General features: G+C 41.4%; 23 protein-coding genes. 19 read left to right on the top strand and 4 right to left on the bottom strand.

What is annotated here, in order from left to right; genetic code table 11:
- Positions 1-26: 26 nt before the first annotated feature.
- Positions 27-896: a CvfB family protein gene (locus C509_RS0102390; RefSeq protein WP_018705305.1), complete on the top strand. Its 870-nt coding sequence runs from the start codon at positions 27-29 to the stop codon at positions 894-896.
- Here C509_RS0102390 and C509_RS0102385 read toward each other — a convergent pair.
- Positions 893-1,594, bottom strand: a complete 702-nt coding sequence (locus tag C509_RS0102385; protein WP_018705304.1) for a TrkA C-terminal domain-containing protein — start codon at positions 1,592-1,594, stop codon at positions 893-895. The two genes, C509_RS0102390 and C509_RS0102385, sit on opposite strands and share 4 nt — an antisense overlap.
- A 125-nt stretch (positions 1,595-1,719) precedes the next feature.
- On the opposite strand from C509_RS0102385, the gene C509_RS23225 reads away from it, so the two are divergent.
- The 7 genes from C509_RS23225 (at position 1,720) to C509_RS0102350 (ending at position 7,194) form a co-directional block, all read left to right on the top strand.
- On the top strand, positions 1,720-2,667 hold the full coding sequence (locus C509_RS23225; RefSeq protein WP_018705303.1) for a magnesium transporter CorA family protein: 948 nt from the start codon (positions 1,720-1,722) through the stop codon (positions 2,665-2,667).
- A gap of 183 nt (positions 2,668-2,850) precedes the next feature.
- Entirely contained in the window at positions 2,851-3,210 is a 360-nt protein-coding gene (locus C509_RS0102375; protein ID WP_018705302.1) for a lmo0954 family membrane protein, read from the top strand.
- Between the two features lie 20 nt (positions 3,211-3,230).
- Positions 3,231-3,884, top strand: a complete 654-nt coding sequence (locus tag C509_RS0102370; protein WP_018705301.1) for a PspA/IM30 family protein — start codon at positions 3,231-3,233, stop codon at positions 3,882-3,884.
- A gap of 110 nt (positions 3,885-3,994) precedes the next feature.
- On the top strand, positions 3,995-4,717 hold the full coding sequence (liaF, locus tag C509_RS0102365; RefSeq protein ID WP_018705300.1) for a cell wall-active antibiotics response protein LiaF: 723 nt from the start codon (positions 3,995-3,997) through the stop codon (positions 4,715-4,717).
- Positions 4,714-5,754 (top strand): sensor histidine kinase, encoded by a 1,041-nt coding sequence (locus tag C509_RS0102360; RefSeq protein WP_018705299.1) that lies wholly within the window; start codon positions 4,714-4,716, stop codon positions 5,752-5,754. The genes liaF and C509_RS0102360 overlap by 4 nt, the downstream gene beginning before the upstream one ends.
- A 4-nt stretch (positions 5,755-5,758) precedes the next feature.
- The gene (locus C509_RS0102355) at positions 5,759-6,394 is read left to right on the top strand and encodes a response regulator (RefSeq protein WP_018705298.1); all 636 of its coding nucleotides are present in this window, start codon (positions 5,759-5,761) and stop codon (positions 6,392-6,394) included.
- 131 nt (positions 6,395-6,525) lie between these two features.
- Positions 6,526-7,194 carry a potassium channel family protein gene (locus C509_RS0102350; protein WP_033369606.1) on the top strand — a complete coding sequence of 223 codons (669 nt, stop codon included), beginning with the start codon at positions 6,526-6,528 and terminating at the stop codon, positions 7,192-7,194.
- Positions 7,195-7,495: 301 nt separating this feature from the next.
- Here C509_RS0102350 and rnjA read toward each other — a convergent pair whose 3' ends face one another.
- Together rnjA and C509_RS0102340 are read right to left on the bottom strand one after the other, a co-directional pair.
- Entirely contained in the window at positions 7,496-9,163 is a 1,668-nt protein-coding gene (gene rnjA, locus C509_RS0102345) for a ribonuclease J1 (RefSeq protein ID WP_018705296.1), read from the bottom strand.
- Positions 9,164-9,166: 3 nt separating this feature from the next.
- Positions 9,167-9,376, bottom strand: a complete 210-nt coding sequence (locus C509_RS0102340) for a DNA-dependent RNA polymerase subunit epsilon (protein ID WP_018705295.1) — start codon at positions 9,374-9,376, stop codon at positions 9,167-9,169.
- Positions 9,377-9,785: 409 nt separating this feature from the next.
- Between C509_RS0102340 and C509_RS23220 the strand changes: the two genes are divergently transcribed.
- Positions 9,786-10,616 carry a Cof-type HAD-IIB family hydrolase gene (locus C509_RS23220; protein ID WP_083934522.1) on the top strand — a complete coding sequence of 277 codons (831 nt, stop codon included), beginning with the start codon at positions 9,786-9,788 and terminating at the stop codon, positions 10,614-10,616.
- A gap of 134 nt (positions 10,617-10,750) precedes the next feature.
- On the opposite strand, the gene def is transcribed toward C509_RS23220, so the two are convergent.
- Positions 10,751-11,305 carry a peptide deformylase gene (gene def, locus C509_RS0102330; protein WP_018705293.1) on the bottom strand — a complete coding sequence of 185 codons (555 nt, stop codon included), beginning with the start codon at positions 11,303-11,305 and terminating at the stop codon, positions 10,751-10,753.
- A gap of 396 nt (positions 11,306-11,701) precedes the next feature.
- Between def and C509_RS0102325 the strand changes: the two genes are divergently transcribed.
- From C509_RS0102325 to C509_RS0102285, 10 genes are all read left to right on the top strand, one after another.
- Entirely contained in the window at positions 11,702-12,343 is a 642-nt protein-coding gene (locus C509_RS0102325) for a YkyA family protein (protein ID WP_018705292.1), read from the top strand.
- Positions 12,344-12,781: 438 nt separating this feature from the next.
- On the top strand, positions 12,782-13,897 hold the full coding sequence (gene pdhA / locus C509_RS0102320; RefSeq protein WP_026319639.1) for a pyruvate dehydrogenase (acetyl-transferring) E1 component subunit alpha: 1,116 nt from the start codon (positions 12,782-12,784) through the stop codon (positions 13,895-13,897).
- A gap of 3 nt (positions 13,898-13,900) precedes the next feature.
- On the top strand, positions 13,901-14,878 hold the full coding sequence (locus tag C509_RS0102315) for an alpha-ketoacid dehydrogenase subunit beta (protein ID WP_018705290.1): 978 nt from the start codon (positions 13,901-13,903) through the stop codon (positions 14,876-14,878).
- Positions 14,879-15,024: 146 nt separating this feature from the next.
- The gene (locus C509_RS0102310) at positions 15,025-16,368 is read left to right on the top strand and encodes a dihydrolipoamide acetyltransferase family protein (protein WP_018705289.1); all 1,344 of its coding nucleotides are present in this window, start codon (positions 15,025-15,027) and stop codon (positions 16,366-16,368) included.
- A 3-nt stretch (positions 16,369-16,371) separates the two neighbouring features.
- A complete protein-coding gene (lpdA, locus tag C509_RS0102305; protein WP_018705288.1) occupies positions 16,372-17,781 on the top strand; it encodes a dihydrolipoyl dehydrogenase in 1,410 nt (469 codons plus the stop codon).
- Between the two features lie 135 nt (positions 17,782-17,916).
- Complete coding sequence (locus tag C509_RS0102300) at positions 17,917-18,171, top strand: hypothetical protein (RefSeq protein ID WP_026319638.1); 255 nt, start codon at positions 17,917-17,919, stop codon at positions 18,169-18,171.
- 88 nt (positions 18,172-18,259) lie between these two features.
- A complete protein-coding gene (locus C509_RS0102295; protein ID WP_018705286.1) occupies positions 18,260-19,096 on the top strand; it encodes a polysaccharide deacetylase family protein in 837 nt (278 codons plus the stop codon).
- A gap of 106 nt (positions 19,097-19,202) precedes the next feature.
- Entirely contained in the window at positions 19,203-19,328 is a 126-nt protein-coding gene (locus C509_RS25310) for a GapA-binding peptide SR1P (protein ID WP_373315218.1), read from the top strand.
- A gap of 96 nt (positions 19,329-19,424) precedes the next feature.
- Positions 19,425-20,390: an NAD(P)H-dependent flavin oxidoreductase gene (locus C509_RS0102290; protein WP_018705285.1), complete on the top strand. Its 966-nt coding sequence runs from the start codon at positions 19,425-19,427 to the stop codon at positions 20,388-20,390.
- Positions 20,390-20,659 carry a UPF0223 family protein gene (locus tag C509_RS0102285; RefSeq protein WP_018705284.1) on the top strand — a complete coding sequence of 90 codons (270 nt, stop codon included), beginning with the start codon at positions 20,390-20,392 and terminating at the stop codon, positions 20,657-20,659. Before C509_RS0102290 ends, C509_RS0102285 begins: the two co-directional genes overlap by 1 nt.
- The last annotated feature ends 180 nt before the right edge of the window (positions 20,660-20,839 follow it).

Here is a 20,839-nt window from a genome sequence, read left to right as displayed (position 1 = left end):
TTATTATTCGAAGGAAGGTAGATCAAATGTCAAGATTGGAAGCTGGGACGGTTGTTCAATTATTTGGAGCACGCGAAGTGCCGTTTGGATATTTTTTGACTGATGGGGAAGAGGATGTCTTGCTTCATCATACAGAAGTTCCAGATAATTTCGACCCTCATCAGGAACAGACCGTCTTTTTATATCAGGACCACGAAGGAAGACTAGCTGCGACATTAACAATTCCTGAAATTAGGAAAGGGCATTTCGGTTGGGCAGAAGTAGTGGAAGTCAAAGAGAATTTGGGTGTTTTCATACATATCGGTTTATCAAAAGACGTCCTTGTTTCTAAAGATGATTTACCCGAATTGTCCAGGCTGTGGCCCGCAAAGGGTGACAAGCTTTATTGCTCTTTGAAAACAGATAAAAAAAACAGGCTCTTTGGAAAGCTCGGAACCGAAGAAGATTTCCGAAGGCTGGCAATCTCCGCCGAAAAGAAACTATTAAATAGAAATGTAAAAGGAACGGTTTACCGCCTTCTTCTCGAAGGAACAAATATTATGACTGAAGAGGGGTATCTTGGTTTTATCCATCGTTCGGAAAGAGTAAAAGAGCCCCGTCTCGGCCAATTGGTGGAAGGGAGGGTGATTGGTGTCAAAGAAGATGGATCAATCAACATATCGCTTCTTCCGAGGGCTCACGAAGCCATTGATGAGGATGCGGAAAGGATATACAGCTACCTGGTCAGCCGCGGCGGAAATATGCCATACTGGGATAAAAGCTTGCCGGAAGATATAAAAGGAAGGTTTCAAATGAGCAAAGGATCCTTCAAACGTGCGTTGGGCAAGCTAATGAAAGAGGGGAAGGTTATCCAAAAGGATGGCTGGACTCATTTAACCGAAAAAGAGAATCGTTAAGACCCTGAAATACCATGATTGTTTTTTTCTTTTCTGTGAAGTTCGTTTCTGAACTTATATTTAATAGTTTTTTCATCCCCCAGGACAAACAGGAGGTCTCCTTCATGCAATTGCTCTTCATCCAAATGAAGCCGGATGACCTCTTCCCCTCTTCTGATAAAAAGTAGCTTTATGTCTTCGTCATCGTCCCACACATCTATCCATCTTTTATTAACATAGTGAGATTCTTCTGAAAGAGGGATATCAATCAGCAAGTCGCTCTTATTCATATAAAGTGCCTCCCGTATAGGAAGTTCGTCAAGTTGGTATTGATCTTGGAGGGAATCATTGAGTTTTTCTTTTAAAAATCTCCGAATTGGACCCGTCTTCAATAAACATAAAGTGATGCCAACAATACACAGGATTAATCCCAATTGTTTAAAATGTATATCATCCGATAAATAGGAGCTGAGAATGGAAATGATGACTGCGAGGGAAAATGCTCCAAACAATATAAGGAATCCACTGATTTTTCTGCGAACAGGGTGTTCCAGGATCAATCTTGCTTCATCTGTGGTGAAACCTGTGTTAGTCAACATAGAGATTACCTGATATCTGGCAACTTTTCTTTTCAAACCGGTGATCACCAACAAGGTAGAGGAAATCTCAATAATGACTGCAACAAAAATGAAATAACCAAGCATTAAAAGCAATTCCATCAAATCACCCCCGTTTTGAAAAAATTCCCTGTTGTTGATTGCTTTAAACTATCTCTCTTTATAACGAATAATTTAGCGCTAAAAGGGAATACAAAAATGATTAAAACAGAATAGGGGTAAAGTGAATGGTAATCGAAGAAAAGAAAACAGCTCATTATTTTCAACACGGGTGGACATGGATAGACTTGGATTTTGAAGATGAGGATGAAATTGAACGACTACAAGACAAGTCTGCGGAATTTGGCCTTTGGGTGAAAAATGCCAAAAATATTCAATCGACTTCATTAAAGATCTTGCCGGTGGAAAAGGGTGGAAGCACAGCACTTGTCGGCTCGTTGAATTACCTATGTAATCCTGAAAATGCAGATTCCTACGAATTACTACACTTTTATATATCAAAAGATACTTTAATTACATTTGACCTGGATATAGATTCTATTTTTGACTATGGTAAAGAGGTATTGTTGGAGCAATTTCAAAAATGTGATAATGCGATCGAGGGCTTTCTCCTGACGATAGGGGAAGTACTAAAAAATTTCCTTGATGGTATAGATGATTTTGAAGAAAAACTGTTAAGACTTGAAAAAGTGATCAGAGAACGGAGTCACGGCAATATGCTGGAAGAAATCTTTGAATGCCGCTCGGAGATGTTATTTTTAAAACAGCTTACAATACCAGTTGAAGAAATGCTTCTGGCCATGCAGGAGGCATATTTGGACAAAGTGGAAGAGATGGATGCTTACCGGAAAGTGGTCATCCGTGTGGAAAGAACAATGAAACTTCTCTATCATTACGACAACCAGATTGAAACGCTATTGAATATTAACATGAATGTCTATACATATCGAGGAAATGAAATTATTAAGGCTTTGACCGTATTTACAGTTCTTGTCACACCGATTACTGTATTAGGTGCGCTCTGGGGAATGAACTTCAAATTTATGCCCGAATTTGACTGGAAATATGGGTATGGATTTGCTTGGGGAGTGATTTTGTTGTCTACCGGATTGATCTATTGGTGGCTGCATGAAAAAGGGTGGACTGGGGATGTAATGAAGGGAAGGAAGAAATAAATCGGCCAGGAGGTATAAGGAGTGCTAATCCGACGTGTTCAGCGTCGGATTTTTTATTTAGCATGTTCGTAACTTTTCGGTGTCTCAGTCTCAGGTCTTAGAGAAAAACACGGCTTAGGGTCGTTTGGTAATTTTGATTCATTATTTAAGATAAAGTCAACAGGTATGAAAGGAGAGAAAAAAATGAAAAACTTGCTTGCTTTCACATTGGCTGTCATTTTGGCAATAATTGCCTTTGCAAGCCTAGGAAACATAGTTGGATTGGCGATCAGTCTGATCATTGTTTATTATTCGCTTAAACAATTTTTAAAAACCAGATCCACATGGCAAAAGATTGCTTGGGGGATTATCGGAGTGATCGGGCTGTCAGGTTTACTTGGCAATTTGCCGGCATTGGCAGGAATAGCGGCCATTTATGTCCTGTACGTCGGATATAAAAACTGGAAAAAAGAAAAAGTAGAGAAAGTTGATACAGAGCAAGATCCGTTTGCGAGCTTTGAACGCCAATGGAAAGACCTAGAAAAAAGCCGCACAAAAATTTGAAAATTAAAGGAGACTGAAAAATGAACACTTTATTTGAAAAAATTAAACAAGCCATAAAAGATGACTTTTATGACGTAGCCGAGAGACAAAAGCAGGCGAATCCCATCTCTCTTCTAAATCAATATTTGCGAGAAAGCGAAGCGGAAGTGAAAAAAGCAGCAAAGCTGATTGAAAGGCAGAAGCTTTTGAGGGATGAATTTTACAAAGAATGGCAGCATGTAGACAAAATGGCTGAAAAGAGAAAAGAACAAGGGGAAATTGCTTTGAAAGCAGGAGCTGAGGACTTATCAGAAATCGCATTGCGTGAACAGGCTGAATATGAGGAACGTGCAGAACGATTGAAGCTTGCCTATAACAATTCAGTAAACCAATTGGAGGAGCTCGAGTACAAGTATCGGGAAATGAAGTTAAAGCTGAAGGATATGCATATGAAACGATTGGAGCTTATGGGGCAGGAAAATGTAGTATTAATGAAAAATAAAATGAACAGGGTACTGAAGGAAACTGAATTCGGTATTCCCGCCGAAAACATGGAGAGCGTTGGAAAGTTATTTGAACGGGAGGAAAAGAAAGCAAATGATGAATATGAAATCAGCATTTTCGATGCACGTATTCAGCAGCTTGCAAAAGAAATGAATAAACAAGATACAGGCGAATTAAGAGACAACTCGTGATAGAATAGAAGAGGATGTTCAAAAATTCTGCTGCTCGAGCCAATAGCTTTTGATTGGAACTTTTTGAACACATATTATTATGGCTAACATACCGATGAGGGGGGACACCAATGAAAAACATTAGTAGAAACAGCAAAATTGGCTGGGTCATGCTGTTTGCGGGATTTGGAATGGCGCTTGAGCTTCTGCTCAATTGGAGGCTATTTGTCCCTCTCCTCATAGGTTGTTTCATCATATATTACTGGAAAAGCCAAAAGTTTAGAGATTCAAAGAAAATGTACTTAATAATCGGGGTATCACTTGTTTTTATTCCCCTCATTTCTACGGCCGTCTTTAAAATTTTCATCATTTCGGCAGCGATTTACGCACTTATCCAATATTCAAAAACGAAAAATCAGCCAAAGAAAATAATCGTAGATACAATTCAGCCCAACCAACAGACAAAAATCAAGAAGAAAATACCTTTTATTAAGAACATGCTTTCTGGAAATCGAAGGGTTGTCAACGAAATATTCGAATGGGATGATATTAATATACAGTGCGGGTTTGGAAATACGATTATTGATCTGGGAATGACTATGCTTCCACCGGGAGAAAGTGTCGTTCTCATACGCGGATTAGTTGGTAATATACAGCTAATTGTGCCTATCGATGCTTCCGTAACCATTAATCATTCAGCAATTAGCGGCAAATTAAATATTTTCAATCAGGAAGAAGAGCTATTGAATTCCAACGTCATTTACTATACAGACGGAGATGACGAGACAGCATCCCGGAGAATAAAAATTGTAACAAGTGTAGTTTTCGGAGATGTTGAGGTGAGACGCACATGAAAATGGCCAGAACATTGTCATTTTACTTTGCGTCCCTGGCCCTCTTCGTTTTTCTATTTGTCCTTTTGATATTTTTATTTACTGTTGATACAGATTGGTATCAATCATTGATGCAAAAAAGTTATTTGCTTGTTCCAAATGTCTTCTTTATCCTCGCCATATGTTTATTGGTGGGTTCGATTGCCGGTTACATAGTCGGAATCTCTATTGACAAAAAAGTAGAAAAGATTGAATGGAGTCTTCTGGAGCTGGAAGGTGGAAATTATGACCGGGTAAGTATTCCGCCGGCAAAAAACGATAATTTCCCGTCAATCTGGCAAGGGATCGAAAACATCAGGGTCCGGCTAAGAGAGCAAACGATGTTGTATCAAAAATTCACCAACGAACGGGTGAAATGGAACAGGGAGTTAAAAGAAGAGGTTCTAACCAAGGAAAGAAATCGGCTGGCAAGGGAGCTTCATGATTCTGTCAGCCAGCAGCTTTTTGCTGCCACGATGCTTTTATCAGCAATCAATCAAAGTCCTGATCCAACAAGTGATGCTACTACAAAACAACGGATTTTAGTCGAAGGGATCATTAATGAAGCCCAATCTGAAATGAGGGCATTGCTTCTTCATCTTAGGCCAATTCAGTTGGAGGGCAAAAGCCTTAAAGACGGCATGCAGGAACTCTTGTCCGAATTTACAGCCAAACTTCCTTTGAAGGTAACATGGAACTTACAGGACGTTCAATTGGAAAAAGGAATTGAGGATCACTTATTCCGTATATTGCAGGAGGCGGTTTCAAACACTTTAAGACACGCAAAAGCAAAAACACTTGAAGTCCATATGATGGAAGTGGATCAATTCGTATTTTTAAAAGTGATTGATGACGGCAAAGGCTTCAAAATGGACGATCAAAAGGCCGGTTCCTATGGATTAACAAATATGAAGGAAAGGTCTTCAGAAATTGGAGGAAATATCAAGATAGTCAGTTTGCCGGGAAGGGGAACAAGCATCGAAGTTAAAATTCCTCTGCCAAATCAGGAGGGAGGATAAAAGAATGATCAAAGTTCTGTTAGTCGATGATCATGAAATGGTTCGAATTGGTGTTTCGGCTTATTTATCTGTTCAAGAGGATATAGAAGTGATCGGTGAGGCGGGGGATGGAAAACAGGGAGTTGACCTTGCCTTGTCGCTCCGCCCGGATATCATTTTAATGGATTTGGTCATGGAGGGCATGAACGGTATAGATGCCACAAAAATGATTCTGGAAGAATGGCCTGAGGCGAAAATATTGATAGTAACGAGCTTTTTGGATGATGAAAAAGTATATCCAGCGCTGGAGGCTGGTGCTGCCGGCTATATGTTAAAAACGTCCAAGGCCAGTGACATTGCGGATGCTGTCAGATCCGCATTTAAAGGCCGGAAAGTGTTAGAGCCTGAAGTTACGGATAAAATGATGAGAAAGTTTCAGTATGAAACAAAGCGTCCGCTCCATGATGATTTAACAAACCGGGAAATGGAAATCCTTAATTTGATGACAGAAGGTAAAGCAAATAAAGAAATTGCCGATGAACTTTTTATTACTTTAAAAACAGTTAAAACACATGTCAGTAATATTTTGAGCAAACTGGAGGTTCAAGACAGAACGCAGGCTGTTATATATGCATTTAAAAATGGGGTAATTAAAAAGTAAATTCGTCTATAACGATGGATTTGCTTTTTTTTTTGAGGTTCCGGAGAGAAGTTTTTACATACTACTTCCCTGTTTTTAATGTGTGAATGGTCTCTAGTATGCTAAAATGACATCATATCGAAAGTGGAGGAATGAAATTGAAAAAAGAATTTGCGGTCATCGGCCTTGGGCGTTTCGGAGGGAGTATTGTCCGTTCCCTAACCGAACAGGGTATGGAAGTGATGGCCATCGATATGAACGAAGATCGTGTGAACGAATTTGCTACTACAGCAACGCAGGCAGTCATTGCCGACACAACGGACGAGAATGTTCTAAAAAGTTTAGGCATACGCAATTTTGATCATGTCATCGTTGCTATTGGAGATAATATTCAATCAAGCATCCTGACAACGATTATTCTGAAGGAATTAGGTGTTGAACACATAACCGTTAAAGCGCAAAATGACTACCACGAAAAGGTCCTTCGAAAAATCGGGGCAGACCATGTTGTTCACCCTGAAAGGGATATGGGCAGGCGGATTGCACATTATATTGTTTCGACAAATGTCCTTGATTATCTTGAACTCTCGGAGGAGTACAGTATCGTCGAGGTGATGGTTAATGATATCTTAGCTGGGTATACGCTTGTGGAGTTGGATATTCGGGCAAAATACGGTTTGAATATTGTAGCTATTAAAAGGGGAAAGGAAATTATCGTCTCACCACTGGCCAATGATCCGCTTCAGTTGAACGATATTCTAATCATTATCGGGGCTGATACAGATATCAACCGGTTTGAGAAGAAGGTCTTGGTTGAGTAAGAAAAGCGAAAGTGGAATAGCGATATACAGGTCGATTTTTAGTTCCGGAAAGGCTAATGATTGTGAGAGCAACTACGATGGTGACTTAGAAGTTTTTTCCGACGAGAGAATGGATTTACCCTCGAGGATTTTGGTATAACCACAATGCAAAAGTGAAGGTTAGGAATGACGCCAAGCCAAAGTCCCCGTGTCTTTCGCGGCAAATTGATTTATCACGATCGCAGAGCTAGCAACTGACAAGCAAATTCAAATATAAAAAGTGCCGCCCGCAATTTGCAGGCAGCACTTTATTTGGTTTTGTTTATACTTCCATGATGATTGGTAAAATCATCGGGCGTCTTTTTGTTCTTTCATATAAGAATGGTAATAATGTGTCCGTTATTTCATTCTTAATTTCTGACCATTGGGTTGTTTTGCGGTCCATCACTTTGTTTAAATGTTTGGTGAGCATTCGTTGGGCTTCATTGATCAAATCTCCGGATTCCCTCATGTAGACAAATCCACGGGAAATGATATCCGGCCCTGCAGCAATTTTATACTGATCCATGTCAATGGACACAACAACGATGACAAGGCCTTCTTCTGATAAAATCCGGCGGTCGCGAAGGACGATATTACCGATATCCCCGATTCCGCTTCCATCAATATATACAGATCCGGACGGTATTTTACCCGCAACATCTGCCTGATCAGAACTGAGTGCGAGGATATCTCCATTATCCATGATAAAGCAATTCTCTTCAGGAATCCCACAGTCGACGGCCAATTGTGCATGCATCTTCTGCATTCTGAATTCTCCGTGGATTGGAAGGAAAAATTTTGGCTTCATGAGACGAAGCATCAATTTCTGTTCTTCCTGGCCACCGTGACCTGAAGTATGGATATTGCTTAACGATCCTGAAATGACGTCAGCTCCAGCACGGTATAAAAGGTTGATTGTCCTGTTGACGCTGTTTTTATTTCCTGGAATAGGCGAGGATGAAAATACGACAGTATCCCCAGGCTGAATCTGTATTTGGCGATGCGTTCCATTGGCGATGCGTGACAATGCAGCCATTGGTTCGCCTTGGCTTCCGGTACAAAGGATCGTCACCTTATTTGCAGGCAGCCTATTAAGCTGCTGAGTATTAATGAATGTATCCTTTGGAGCGCGGATGTATCCCAGTTCTTGGCCGATCTCGATTGCTGCTTCCATGCTTCTCCCGAAGACAGCAATTTTTCTATCATTGGCTACAGCCGCATCCGCGACTTGCTGTAATCTGTGAATATTTGATGCAAAAGTAGCAAAGATGATTCTACCGTCAACCTTGCGGAAAATATCTTGAATGCTTGCCCCGACCTTGCGCTCTGACATTGTAAAATGAGGAACTTCCGCATTCGTACTGTCGGACATCAGACAAAGAACGCCTTCCTTTCCGATTTCCGCCATCTTAGTCAAATTTGCCGGTTCTCCTACAGGGGTAAAATCAAATTTGAAATCCCCTGTATGAACAATATTACCAGGAGGAGTTTTTACCACAATTCCATACGAATCAGGGATACTATGGGTTGTCCTGAAGAAAGAGACAGATGTCTTTCTGAATTTGATGACATCATCTTCTTTGATTTCACAAAGCTTGGTTTTTCTTAGGAGGCCATGCTCCTCAAGTTTGTTTTTAATCAGGCCCATGGCAAGCTTTCCTGCATAGATAGGAATGTTGACTTCTCTCAAAAGGTAAGGGATACCCCCAATATGGTCCTCGTGGCCGTGCGTGATAAAAAGCCCCTTCACTTTATCTTCATTTTTGACTATATAAGTGTAATCGGGGATGACATAATCTATTCCAAGAAGCTCGTCTTCTGGGAATTTTATTCCCGCATCGATCAAAATAATTTCATCCTGGAATTGTACTCCATATGTGTTTTTGCCGATTTCACCCAAACCGCCCAGGGCGAAAACTGCCGTCTGATCATTTTTAACAAACTTCATATCCTATGCGTTCTCCAATTTGAAGGCAGGACTATTCTTTTCATATTCAAGATAAGGCCCTTCCAACATTTGAATAAATTCGATATTGATTTGGCGGTCTTTCAGATATCGACGTACTGCGAGGTCACTTTCTGCTTCAACAAACAATACTTTCGTATTTTCCCGGACAGGCATTTCCGTCAAGCTGTCCTGATAGTACACTTTATAAATCATCACTTTCTCTCCTTAGCTCCGTGTTCAAATTCCAATATTCTCTATTATATTAAAAAGCTGCAATTAATGCATGTTTTTACATGTTTGGTTTTAAATAAAAGAATAACATATAATAAAAGAATAAGCCCTCTGTATTAAAAGAGGGTTTGTTAACGGCGATATTTGAATCATCAGGCAATTGTCTTTTTCTTGAGCAAATCTTTCCATTGTTTCAAAAGCTTCCTTCTTAGCTTCTTAAACATGGTGAATCACTCCTTACATCCATTTTAACCGATTTTTGTCCAAAGTAAAAGCTTCTTGGAACACTGAATTCTCTTTTGTGCAAGTTTGTTTGTTTTATTATATGCTGAAAAAAAGGATTACTATCATGGATATGAATGGAAAAAATATTAATTGGATGTGGTTGGATATGAAAAAAATCGTTTTTTTCGACATTGATGGTACGTTATTGGACGAGGATAAAAACCTTCCTCCATCGGCAAAGGAAGCAGTCCACACTTTGCAAGAAAACGGCATTTATACAGCCATTGCAACAGGAAGAGCTCCTTTTATGATTACATCATTGCTTAAGGAGCTCAATATCAACTCCTACGTCTGCTTTAATGGCCAGTATGTAGTATTTGAGAACGAAGTGATTGCTGCAAACCCCATAAACAGTGAGGTATTGAAAGATGTTGAAAAAGTAGCCAACTGTCATGAGCATGCACTTGTTTACATGAATGAGGCTACCTTAAAAACAAACACCAAAAACAGTGAGCGTGTCAGAAAGAGCCTGAGCACACTGAAATTAGCTTATCCCGATTACGATCCGGATTTTTATACAAAGAAAGATATTTACCAGGCTCTCCTATTTACTAAAGAGAATGAGGCAGGATACTTGTCCTCCATTCAAGAAGTATCGTTTATAAGGTGGCATGAACTTTCCCTCGACATTGTTCCGAAAGGTGGATCAAAAGCGAGAGGTATCCAACAATTGATTGGCAGGCTTGGGTTCAAAATGGAAGATGTGTATGCATTCGGGGATGGCATGAATGATATAGAAATGCTGCGGGAAGTGGGAACCGGAATCGCTATGGGCAATGCACACGATGCAGTAAAAGAACATGCCGATTTTGTTACAACAGATGTGGAATATGATGGAATTGTCAATGGGTTGAAAGAAGTTGGCCTTCTGGCTGACTCTTTTGAAACGCTGAAAGACCAAAACGCTCAAGCGTCTCTCCGTCAGAGCCGATGTTGACTTATCGTAAGAAGAGGCGCAATGCAACCTGAACAGGTTCTGGAGTCAGAAGTAGTTTCATGTGATGAATAAGTTATTTATCGTCTGGGCGTTACATCAGTTTTTAGACGATAAAAAAATCCGGAAGGCCCGGATTAATTTTCGATAGGAGTTGCATCTTCTTTCAGTTGGAATGGGTTTTTTGGGTCGATGTGGTCGTAAAACATAACGCCGTTCAAGTGATCCAGTTCGTGCTGGAAGACGATGGCCGGGAGGCCCCGCAAACGAAGTTTTATTTCCTCGCCTTTCGCGTTATAGCCTTTTACAGTAACTCTTGCATGCCGAACTACATATCCAGGTATATTTCGATCAACTGAAAGGCATCCTTCGCCTGATGACAAATAAGATTTTTCAACTGAATGGCTGACAATTTTCGGATTAATGAACGAATAATTGTATTCCTTTCCTTTATCATCAGTTACACGCATCGAAAACATTCTCTTGGAAACATTAATTTGGGGGGCGGCAAGCCCGACTCCGCCGCGCAGGCCGTATTTTTCACTGATAACCGGATCTTGGCTGTTTTTTAGGAATTCCTCCATTTTCTTTAATGTTTCTATGTCAGCGGGAGCGGGCGGAAGCGGTACTTCTTTTGCAACTTCTCTTAAAGTGGGATGCCCATCCCGAATAATATCTTTCATAAGCAGCATCGTATTTCCTCCTGAAATGTATCTTGTAAAAATCAGTTTACCAAAAATGTTAAAAGAAAGAAATGCGTAAGCGCCTTAGAAATAACTGATTCCCTGTGACGGTACAATGGCTGTCATGTAGATCTTCCGTTTATCAATTTTTGATGGTTGCTTGTTTTTGGGGCGATGGTTCCAAAATATAGCTTATGACTTAGAGACAAAGGAACACGCAATGTATTTAATATTGCTTTGAAGCTTTCGGTCTCGGACCCTCTGTCCGTTAAAATGAAATGGCATTATACCTACTTTAAATAAGGACTTAATAAACATTCATTCCTCTCAGTTAAATATCGCCGGTTGTAAATTCCTTTTTCTCCCTTTATAGTAGAAACTATGGTATTGATGGGAGGAATATCGGTGAAGAAACGTCATTTAGCTGCAATATTGCTTGCATCCGCAACTCTCCTTTCAGCATGCGGAAGTCCGGAAGAGCAAATACATAAGAGCCTTGAAGAGACAGTCGTATTGGAAAAAGACTTTGAAAAGCAGCAAAAGCCTTTGATGAAACTGGAAGAAGAAGAAAAGAAGCTGTTTGATGACATCATGCAATTGGGTATGAAAAAGTTCGATGAGATCACTTCACTATCCGATAAGGCGCTTGCCAATTTAGATAAACGTGAGGAACTTTTAGCCAAAGAGGAAAAAGCGATGTCAGCCTCCAAAAAAGAATTCGACAAAATCGATAATTTAATCGATAAACTGAAGGACGATCAGTTAAGGGGAAAAGCGAAAGAACTGCAAAAGTTAATGATTCAGCGTTACGAAAGCCACGAGCTGCTTGTCGAAGCTTATAAGAAAGTAATCAAAGAAGACCGTAAGATTTATGAATTGATGAAAGACAAAGAATTGAAGCTGGAAAACTTGGAAGCTCAGATAGAGGCTGCCAACAAAGTACAGGAAGAGGTTCTGGCGGCTAGTGAAGAGTTCAACAAATTTACAGAAGAATTTAATGAAGAGAAAGAAAAACTTTATAAAGAGGCAGGCATCATCAATGATTAGCGCTGCACGACTTTAGGGGACGAATGGATCGTCCTTTTTTTGCTGTATAAGCAGACTGGACGGTGTATTCAATCAGATTATGTTGTATAACACCTCTGAATTTTTTTGTTTGTATATAGTACAGTGGTGTGATTTTTTATAATACAGGTAAGGTTTGGATTGGAAAAAGTTTAAAAGTAACATGCTTTTTAATATTATATTCGTTGACTTAAGGGGCGTTGTCATGTAATCTAAAAAACGAGATATATAGAAAATTGTATTACAAAACGGCAAAAATCAATTAATACAGTTTGGATACGAAAAGAATGGCTGGTTTTTAGCATAGCAATTGTGGAAAACATATAGGAATGGACCTTTTCATTAGTTGAACGTGCCGTTTAGGGTATTCTAAAGATAAAGCCAAAATCAGAAAAAGTTAAGGAAGGAATGGTGGTTTTGATGGCTTCAAAGGCGAAGGCAGCTCAAATTGATGCGGTTAAAACGCTGGAAAGCATTCAAGAGAAGTTTGAAGTGGTACAAGTTTTAAATGAGAAGGGTGAGGTGGTCAATGAGAAAATGATGCCTGCCCTTTCCGATGACCAGCTGGTGGAGCTTATGAGCAGGATGGTCTACACACGAATCTTGGATCAACGCTCCATTTCCTTGAACCGTCAGGGACGCCTCGGGTTCTACGCTCCGACTGCAGGACAGGAAGCATCTGCTATTGCTTCTCATTTTGCACTTGAAAAAGAGGACTTTATACTGCCAGGATACAGAGATGTACCGCAAATTATATGGCAAGGGCTTCCTTTATATAAAGCATTTTTGTTTTCAAGAGGCCATTTTGTCGGAAACCAGATCCCCGAGGATGTGAATGTAATTCCGCCTCAAATCATTATTGGTGCTCAATATGTACAGGCAGCAGGTGTAGCTCTCGGATTGAAGAAGCGAGGGAAGAAAGCTGTGGCTGCTACATACACGGGTGATGGTGGTTCATCACAGGGAGATTTCTATGAAGGTATTAACTTTGCCGGTGCATTTGGTGCCCCTGCAATTTTTATCGTCCAGAATAACCAGTTTGCTATCTCCACTCCGCGTGAAAAGCAAACAGCTGCTGCAACAATTGCCCAAAAGGCTGTCGCTGCCGGTATTCCTGGGGTTATTGTCGACGGAATGGATCCTCTTGCGGTATATGCTGTCGTTCGTGAAGCGAGGGACCGCGCCATTAACGGAGGAGGGCCGACACTAATTGAAACTCTCTGCTACAGATACGGACCTCATACGATGGCTGGGGATGATCCAACACGCTACCGTACTTCTGATACAGACAATGAATGGGAGAAAAAAGATCCTATTGTCCGTTTTAGGAAATATTTAGAGGGCAAAGGCCTTTGGAATGAAGAGAAAGAAAACGAAGTGATAGAGAAGGCGAAAGAAGAAATCAAACAGGCGATTAAGAAAGCTGATGATACGCCGAAGCAGAAAGTAACAGACTTGATTTCCAACATGTTTGAAGAACTTCCATATAATCTGCAAGAGCAGTATGAAATATATAAAGTGAAGGAGTCGAAGTAAGCCATGGCGCAAATGACTATGATTCAAGCTATAACTGACGCGCTTCGCACCGAGCTGCGCAATGATGAAAACGTCCTTGTGTTTGGGGAAGACGTAGGGGTGAACGGCGGCGTTTTCCGCGCGACTGAAGGGTTGCAAAAAGAATTTGGAGAAGAGCGTGTATTTGACACTCCTTTAGCCGAATCCGGTATTGGTGGTCTTGCAATCGGTCTTGCGACTCAGGGGTTCCGCCCGGTTCCGGAAATCCAGTTTTTCGGGTTTGTCTATGAAGTGATGGACTCCATCAGCGGACAAATGGCACGCTGGCGTTATCGGACAGGGGGCTCTTATCATGCGCCGATTACGATCCGTTCGCCTTTTGGAGGCGGCGTTCATACCCCTGAACTGCATGCAGACAGCTTAGAGGGTTTAATGGCTCAGCAGCCGGGGTTGAAAGTGGTTATACCCTCAACACCGTATGATGCGAAGGGCTTGCTGATCTCTGCCATCCGTGACAATGATCCGGTCATTTTCCTGGAACACATGAAACTTTACCGCTCTTTCAGGCAGGAGGTTCCTGAAGAGGAATACACACTTCCGCTTGGAAAGGCAGAGGTGAAACGTGAAGGGAAAGACCTGTCGATCATCACATACGGTGCCATGGTACATGACTCCATAAAAGCGGCTGAGGCACTAGAAAAAGAAGGTCACTCTGTTGAGGTAATCGATCTTCGCACAATCAGTCCGCTTGATATAGAAACGATCATCAAATCAGTAGAAAAAACAAATCGGGCAATTGTTGTCCAGGAAGCTCAGAAACAAGCGGGAATTGCAGCGAATGTTGTGGCGGAAATCAATGATCGTGCCATTTTGAGTCTTGACGCCCCGGTTCTCAGGGTAACAGCTCCGGATACAGTATATCCTTTCTCACAGGCGGAACCGGTTTGGCTTCCGAACCACAAGGATATAATGGAAACTGCAAAAAAAGTGCTTGAATTTTAAAAACAAAAGCGCGAGCGCCTGTTCATCGACGTACAGACTGAAGTGTCTCCGGAGAGATAAAGGTTGACTTATCGTAGGAGGAGGCGCGAAGTCTGCTAGTCGATAGGCGCTGGACGAAATAACGTTTAACAGGAGGGTGAAATACATTGTCATTTCAATTTAGGCTGCCTGACATCGGTGAAGGAATTCACGAAGGCGAGATTGTGAAATGGTTCGTTGAACCAGGCAAAAAAGTAGAAGAAGATGATGTTTTATGTGAAGTTCAAAATGATAAGGCAGTGGTTGAAATACCTTCTCCAGTTGCCGGAACAGTCGAAGAGATTCTAGTTCAAGAAGGTGAGACGGCTGTCGTCGGTGACGTGCTTATCAAGTTTGATGCACCTGGATATGAAGACCTTCAATTTAAAGGAAGCCATGGTGAAGATGAAACAGAGGCAGATGTTCAATCAGCAGCTGAATCAGGTCAAGATATCGATAAAGAGGAAGTAAAGGTAGAGGCTGAGCAGGAGAAAAAGACGACCGGAGCCGGAGATCAGCCTGAAGTGAAAGAGGAAGAAGCTTCAGACAAAAGAGTTATTGCCATGCCTTCAGTCAGAAAATATGCACGTGAGAAAAATGTGAACATCCAAGGAGTCAACGGTTCTGGAAAAAATGGACGGATTTTAAAGTCTGACATCGATGAATACTTAAAAGCTCCAGCTAAAAAAGAAGTCTCAGCCGAAGCGCAGGAAACACCGAAACAAGAGGAGAAACAGCAGAAGAAAGCTCCTGTTGTTCCAGAAGGCGACTATCCAGAAACAAGAGAGAAAATGAATGGCATCAGAAAGGCGATCGCAAAGGCGATGGTCAACTCTAAACATACCGCACCACATGTTACTCTCATGGATGAAGTCGATGTAACAGAACTCGTTGCACACCGTAAGAAGTTCAAAGGGATTGCGGCAGAAAAGGATATCAAGCTTACTTATCTTCCATACGTGGTAAAAGCATTGGTAAGTGCACTACGTGAATATCCTGCATTGAACACATCTGTGGATGATGAAAAAGAGGAAATCATTCAAAAGCATTACTACAATATTGGAATTGCTGCTGATACGGAAAGAGGTTTGCTTGTTCCGGTTGTCAAGCGCGCGGACTCCAAATCAGTTTTTACAATTTCAAAAGAAATCAATGAATTGGCAGATAAAGCTAGAACAGGAAAATTAAGCCCGAATGAAATGAGTGGCGGTTCCTGCACAATCACGAATATCGGTTCCGCCGGCGGCCAGTGGTTCACACCGGTCATCAATCACCCGGAAACTGCCATTCTTGGAATCGGACGAATCGCGGAAAAACCGGTAGTGAAAAATGGTGAAATTGTTGCCGCACCTGTGTTAGCATTATCATTGAGCTTTGATCATCGGATTATTGACGGCGCTACTGCACAACAGGCATTAAATCACATCAAGAGGCTGTTAAGTGATCCCGAACTTTTACTAATGGAGGCGTAAAGTATGGTAGTAGGAGATTTTCCAATTGAGACAGACACGATTGTAATTGGTGCCGGACCTGGCGGTTATGTGGCTGCAATTCGGGCAGCACAGCTTGGTCAAAAAGTGACGATTGTTGAGAAGGGGGAATTGGGAGGAGTTTGCCTGAATGTAGGATGTATTCCTTCAAAGGCTCTAATTTCAGCTTCCCACCGTTTCCACGAAGCCCAGAACTCTGAAGACATCGGAATCAAAGCGGAAAATGTTACCCTTGACTTTGGTAAAGTCCAAGAATGGAAATCCGGAGTAGTAAATAAACTTACCGGCGGTGTCGAAGGGCTATTAAAAGGAAATAAGGTCGACATTGTAAAAGGCGAAGCCTATTTCGTCGATGAAAACAGCATTCGTGTGATGGATGAAAACTCCGCACAAACATACACATTCAAGCATGCCATTATCGCAACCGGATCCCGTCCTGTTGAGATTCCAGGCTTTAAATATTCAAAACGCATCCTCGATTCAACAGGGGCGCTCAACCTTGACGAGCTTCCAAAACGCCTGGTAGTAATCGGTGGAGGTTATGTCGGTGTCGAACTAGGGTCTACTTATGCGAATTTCGGTACTGAAGTGACGATCATTGAGGGAACAAAAGATATTCTTGGCGGATTCGAGAAGCAAATGACTGCTCTTGTCAAACGCAACTTGAAAAAGAAAAATGTTAATGTTGTTACCAATGCAGAGGCAAAAGGCGTCGAAGAGACGGAACAAGGAGTAAAAGTAACGTATTCTGCCAAAGGTGAAGAGCAAACCATAGAAGCGGATTATGTTTTGGTGACAGTAGGAAGAAAGCCTAATACAGACGAGCTCGGCCTTGAACAAGTCGGGGTTAAAATAGATGATAAAGGGCTTATCGAAGTCGACAAACAGCTCAGATCAAATGTTCCAAGCATCTTTGCGATCGGTGATATTGTCGATGGACCTAAACTTGCACACAAAGCTTCTTATGAAGGTAAAATTGCTGCAGAAGTCATTGCGGGACAATCCTCTGAAGTCGATTATATAGGCATACCGGCAGTCGTCTTTTCAGAGCCTGAATTAGCATCTGTCGGATATTCCGAACAACAAGCAAAAGAAGAAGGCATTGAAATTGAAGCAGCCAGATTTCCGTTTGCTGCAAACGGCCGTGCATTGGCGCTCAATGAAACAGATGGATTTGTCAAGTTGATTACACGCAAAGAGGACGGTTTAATCATTGGTGGACAGATTGCAGGAGCCAATGCTTCCGATATGATTGCTGAAATCGGGCTTGCCATCGAGGCAGGCATGACAGCGGAAGATGTGGCAATGACCATCCATGCACATCCGACATTGGGAGAAATGACGATGGAAGCAGCAGAAGTTGCTTTAGGAACGCCGATTCATATCATCAAATAATGATTTTTTATAACAACCCATGGAACTTCACGTTGAAGTTTCATGGGTTTTTCATATGAAAGGTTTAAATTTTTCTTGGAAGTGCATATTATTATTATAGGAGCATTTTATATCCGCAAAGTTGGTGACATGTCCATGAAAAAATATGTGGCACTCATATTGCAGTTGATGGTCTGGAGCGGCTTTACACTCGTTGAATGGCTGTCGGGGCGTGACCATATTCTTGCTAAGGTCATTTTGTTTTCGGTGTTTTTTTATCTTGCCTTTTTGCTTGCAAGAATGATAGTCAAATCCAATAAGACTACTATTTTCATTACTATGGTAAGTTTGGGTGCTTATGCCGGGATTCATCTGTTCTTGAATACCTTATACAGATCGGCTTTTTTTTAAATGGCGATGATTAAATATCTATTAAAGTGAAAAAAGTTATAATAGAGTAAGTTCATATTTTTATTGATTTGAGAGGAGAACATGATTAATGAGGAAGTTATTCACCATGACAGCGGCAATCCTACTTCTGGCTGCTTGCAGTGCGGAGAAATCGGCTCTTGAGGACAAGCAGTCTGGGGCTGAGCCAGTCAAGAAGGAAGCCAGGAATCACAACCAGGAGGCAGAGAAGAAGGAAGAGGAACAGGAAAAAGTGGAAAGTGCAAAGCAGGAGGAGGAAATCTCCGTTTCTCCGGAATATAAATTGAATCAAAACACATTTGCTTTGGAGCCGATTGGGGAGGCGAACCCTAAAGTCGCACTATTAACCATTGATGATGCTCCTGATGAACATGCCTTGGAAATGGCCAAAACCTTGAAAAAGCTCAATGCGCCTGCTATTTTTTTCGTCAATGGACATTTGATCAATTCTCCTGAAAAAGAAAAAGTCATCAAAGAGATACATGAACTCGGATTTATGATCGGAAACCATACATATTCGCATAGCGATTTGACTACCCTTTCAGAAGCAAAACAAAAGGAAGAGATACTGTCTGTAAATGAAGCAGTTGAAAAAATCATAGGAGAAAAGCCGAAGTTTTTCCGTGCTCCTTTTGGCAAGAACACAGAATACAGCAGCCAGATTGCTACAGATGAGAACATGCTGCTGATGAATTGGACATATGGCTATGATTGGGAGAAAGAGTATATGACAGGAGACGCCATAGCGGACATTATGGTTAATGCACCACAGCTTCAGGACGGTGCCAATTTGCTTATGCATGACCGTGAATGGACGAATGACGGCTTGGAAAGAATTGTTATTGGCTTGCGTGATAAGGGATATGAACTTCTTGACCCGGCTTTAATTGATTCTGAATCGGAATAGACTCTGCTACTTTGATTGTGACATACAAAATGGGCTTGATAAATGATATGTGTTATATTATTATGACTTTAATGAATACATTTTCAAGTCTGTTCGCAGGGAAGGGATGGAGATTATGGGGATCATCATCTGCCAGGAATGCAATTCTACTATCGATTACTTTGAGGATGAAAAAGTGACAAAGTTGTATTCCTGCTGCTGTGAATGTAATGAAAAGACAGATGAAAACTGATGGTAAAGAAGGAGAATCCCGGATGGGGCGCTCCTTTTATTTTTTATCAACCAGAGTTGCGGCTCTAATCAATTTGACAAAGGAGAGTTATAAGAAATGGCAAATTGGAAAACGCGAGTAACAGATTTACTCAATATCAAGTATCCGATTATTCAGGGTGGATTGGCCTACCTGGCCTATTCCGAGTTGGCATCAGCGGTATCAAATGCCGGAGGACTCGGCCAAATAACAGCCATGTCCCTTTCAAATCCAGAAGAGTTGAAAGAAGAAATAAGGAAAACAAAAGCCATGACCGATAATCCCTTTGGCGTCAATTTTGCCATTGGCCAGCACGGACGTCCTTTTGAACATATGTTGGAAGCCGCACTTGAAGAGGGGGTACAGGTAGTATCAGTTACTGGGGGAAACCCAACGGGATTTTTTAAAGAACTTGAAAGTGTAGATGTAAAGAAACTTGTTCTTGTTGCAGCAAAGCGCCAGGCAATAAAGGCAGAAGAACTGGGGGCAGATGCTGTCATGGTGGTTGGCCAGGAAGGTGGAGGACATATTGGCAGGGAAGATACCGGTACTTTTGTCCTTATCCCGTCCGTTGTCGACGCTGTTAAAATCCCAGTAATAGCTTCCGGCGGGATAGCCGACGGCAGGGGACTTATGGCAGCTATCAGTCTTGGGGCAGAAGGGATAGAAATGGGAACGAGGTTCATTGCCACCAAGGAATGTATTCATGCCTCAAGCCAGTATAAGCAGGCCATTATTGACGGATCCGAAACAGATACAGAAATCATCAAAAGAACACTTAAAGCACCTGGGCGCGTAATTTCGACTCCTCTGTCAAAAAAGATTATCGAACTCGAAGAAGCGGGTGCCGGTTACGATGAATTGAAGAGGTATATCAGCGGGGAAGCAAACAAAAAATATATTTATGAAGGTAAGCCGGAGCAAGGATTCGGGTGGGCAGGTCAGGCGGTAGGTCTGATAAACAAGTTATTGAGTGTAGACGAGCTTATCAAAATGATGATAAAGGAAGCTGAAGAAATTCGAGTGAAATGGAGGGATAATTAATGGACTATCAATATCCGATTTCCCATCATTGGTCTACTGAAGAAATTGTGGACGTCATCCACTTTTTTCAATCAATAGAAAAAGCATATGAGAAAGGCATTGAAAGAAGTGTGCTAATTGAGGCGTATCGACGTTTTAAAGAGATTGTACCGGGAAAAGCAGATGAAAAAAATATTTGCAATGAATTTGAAGAGGTAAGCGGCTATTCAGCATATAATGTTGTTCAAAAAATGAAACAGGCCGCTCCGGAAGAAAAAATTCGGATATAGGCAAAATGGAGTCATCAGACATGGACCAACATGAGTTTATATGTATCGACAAGCGGGTACTTAATGACTAAAGCAGAACTCATTCGTAACCATCTTAGGTATGTGCACAATTTTGTTACCGGCAATCAGTCGGCAACATACGATAAAGTAAGCGAATGATAAGGTAAGCACTTGCACACT

Origin of the sequence: Siminovitchia fordii DSM 16014 = CIP 108821, assembly GCF_000374565.1 — a bacterium.
In the GTDB taxonomy this organism is placed as follows: Bacteria; Bacillota; Bacilli; order Bacillales; family Bacillaceae_C; genus Siminovitchia; species Siminovitchia fordii.
Note: the sequence above shows the minus strand (reverse complement) of the source record. Positions and strands in the feature narration are given on the sequence as shown.

What these genes read in the sequence shown, in the direction of transcription:
- C509_RS0102360 (WP_018705299.1), top strand. Translation starts at nt 4,714, where the DNA reads ATGAAAATGGCCAGAACATTGTCATTTTACTTTGCGTCCCTGGCCCTC.
- C509_RS0102390 (WP_018705305.1), top strand. Translation starts at nt 27, where the DNA reads ATGTCAAGATTGGAAGCTGGGACGGTTGTTCAATTATTTGGAGCACGC.
- C509_RS0102355 (WP_018705298.1), top strand. Translation starts at nt 5,759, where the DNA reads ATGATCAAAGTTCTGTTAGTCGATGATCATGAAATGGTTCGAATTGGT.
- C509_RS0102340 (WP_018705295.1), bottom strand. Translation starts at nt 9,376, where the DNA reads ATGATTTATAAAGTGTACTATCAGGACAGCTTGACGGAAATGCCTGTC.
- liaF (WP_018705300.1), top strand. Translation starts at nt 3,995, where the DNA reads ATGAAAAACATTAGTAGAAACAGCAAAATTGGCTGGGTCATGCTGTTT.
- C509_RS25310 (WP_373315218.1), top strand. Translation starts at nt 19,203, where the DNA reads ATGGAGATTATGGGGATCATCATCTGCCAGGAATGCAATTCTACTATC.
- C509_RS23220 (WP_083934522.1), top strand. Translation starts at nt 9,786, where the DNA reads ATGAAAAAAATCGTTTTTTTCGACATTGATGGTACGTTATTGGACGAG.
- C509_RS0102375 (WP_018705302.1), top strand. Translation starts at nt 2,851, where the DNA reads ATGAAAAACTTGCTTGCTTTCACATTGGCTGTCATTTTGGCAATAATT.
- C509_RS0102370 (WP_018705301.1), top strand. Translation starts at nt 3,231, where the DNA reads ATGAACACTTTATTTGAAAAAATTAAACAAGCCATAAAAGATGACTTT.
- lpdA (WP_018705288.1), top strand. Translation starts at nt 16,372, where the DNA reads ATGGTAGTAGGAGATTTTCCAATTGAGACAGACACGATTGTAATTGGT.
- C509_RS0102300 (WP_026319638.1), top strand. Translation starts at nt 17,917, where the DNA reads ATGAAAAAATATGTGGCACTCATATTGCAGTTGATGGTCTGGAGCGGC.
- C509_RS0102350 (WP_033369606.1), top strand. Translation starts at nt 6,526, where the DNA reads ATGAAATTGAAAAAAGAATTTGCGGTCATCGGCCTTGGGCGTTTCGGA.
- C509_RS0102295 (WP_018705286.1), top strand. Translation starts at nt 18,260, where the DNA reads ATGAGGAAGTTATTCACCATGACAGCGGCAATCCTACTTCTGGCTGCT.
- pdhA (WP_026319639.1), top strand. Translation starts at nt 12,782, where the DNA reads ATGGCTTCAAAGGCGAAGGCAGCTCAAATTGATGCGGTTAAAACGCTG.
- C509_RS23225 (WP_018705303.1), top strand. Translation starts at nt 1,720, where the DNA reads ATGGTAATCGAAGAAAAGAAAACAGCTCATTATTTTCAACACGGGTGG.
- C509_RS0102285 (WP_018705284.1), top strand. Translation starts at nt 20,390, where the DNA reads ATGGACTATCAATATCCGATTTCCCATCATTGGTCTACTGAAGAAATT.
- C509_RS0102315 (WP_018705290.1), top strand. Translation starts at nt 13,901, where the DNA reads ATGGCGCAAATGACTATGATTCAAGCTATAACTGACGCGCTTCGCACC.
- rnjA (WP_018705296.1), bottom strand. Translation starts at nt 9,163, where the DNA reads ATGAAGTTTGTTAAAAATGATCAGACGGCAGTTTTCGCCCTGGGCGGT.
- C509_RS0102290 (WP_018705285.1), top strand. Translation starts at nt 19,425, where the DNA reads ATGGCAAATTGGAAAACGCGAGTAACAGATTTACTCAATATCAAGTAT.
- C509_RS0102385 (WP_018705304.1), bottom strand. Translation starts at nt 1,594, where the DNA reads ATGGAATTGCTTTTAATGCTTGGTTATTTCATTTTTGTTGCAGTCATT.
- def (WP_018705293.1), bottom strand. Translation starts at nt 11,305, where the DNA reads ATGCTGCTTATGAAAGATATTATTCGGGATGGGCATCCCACTTTAAGA.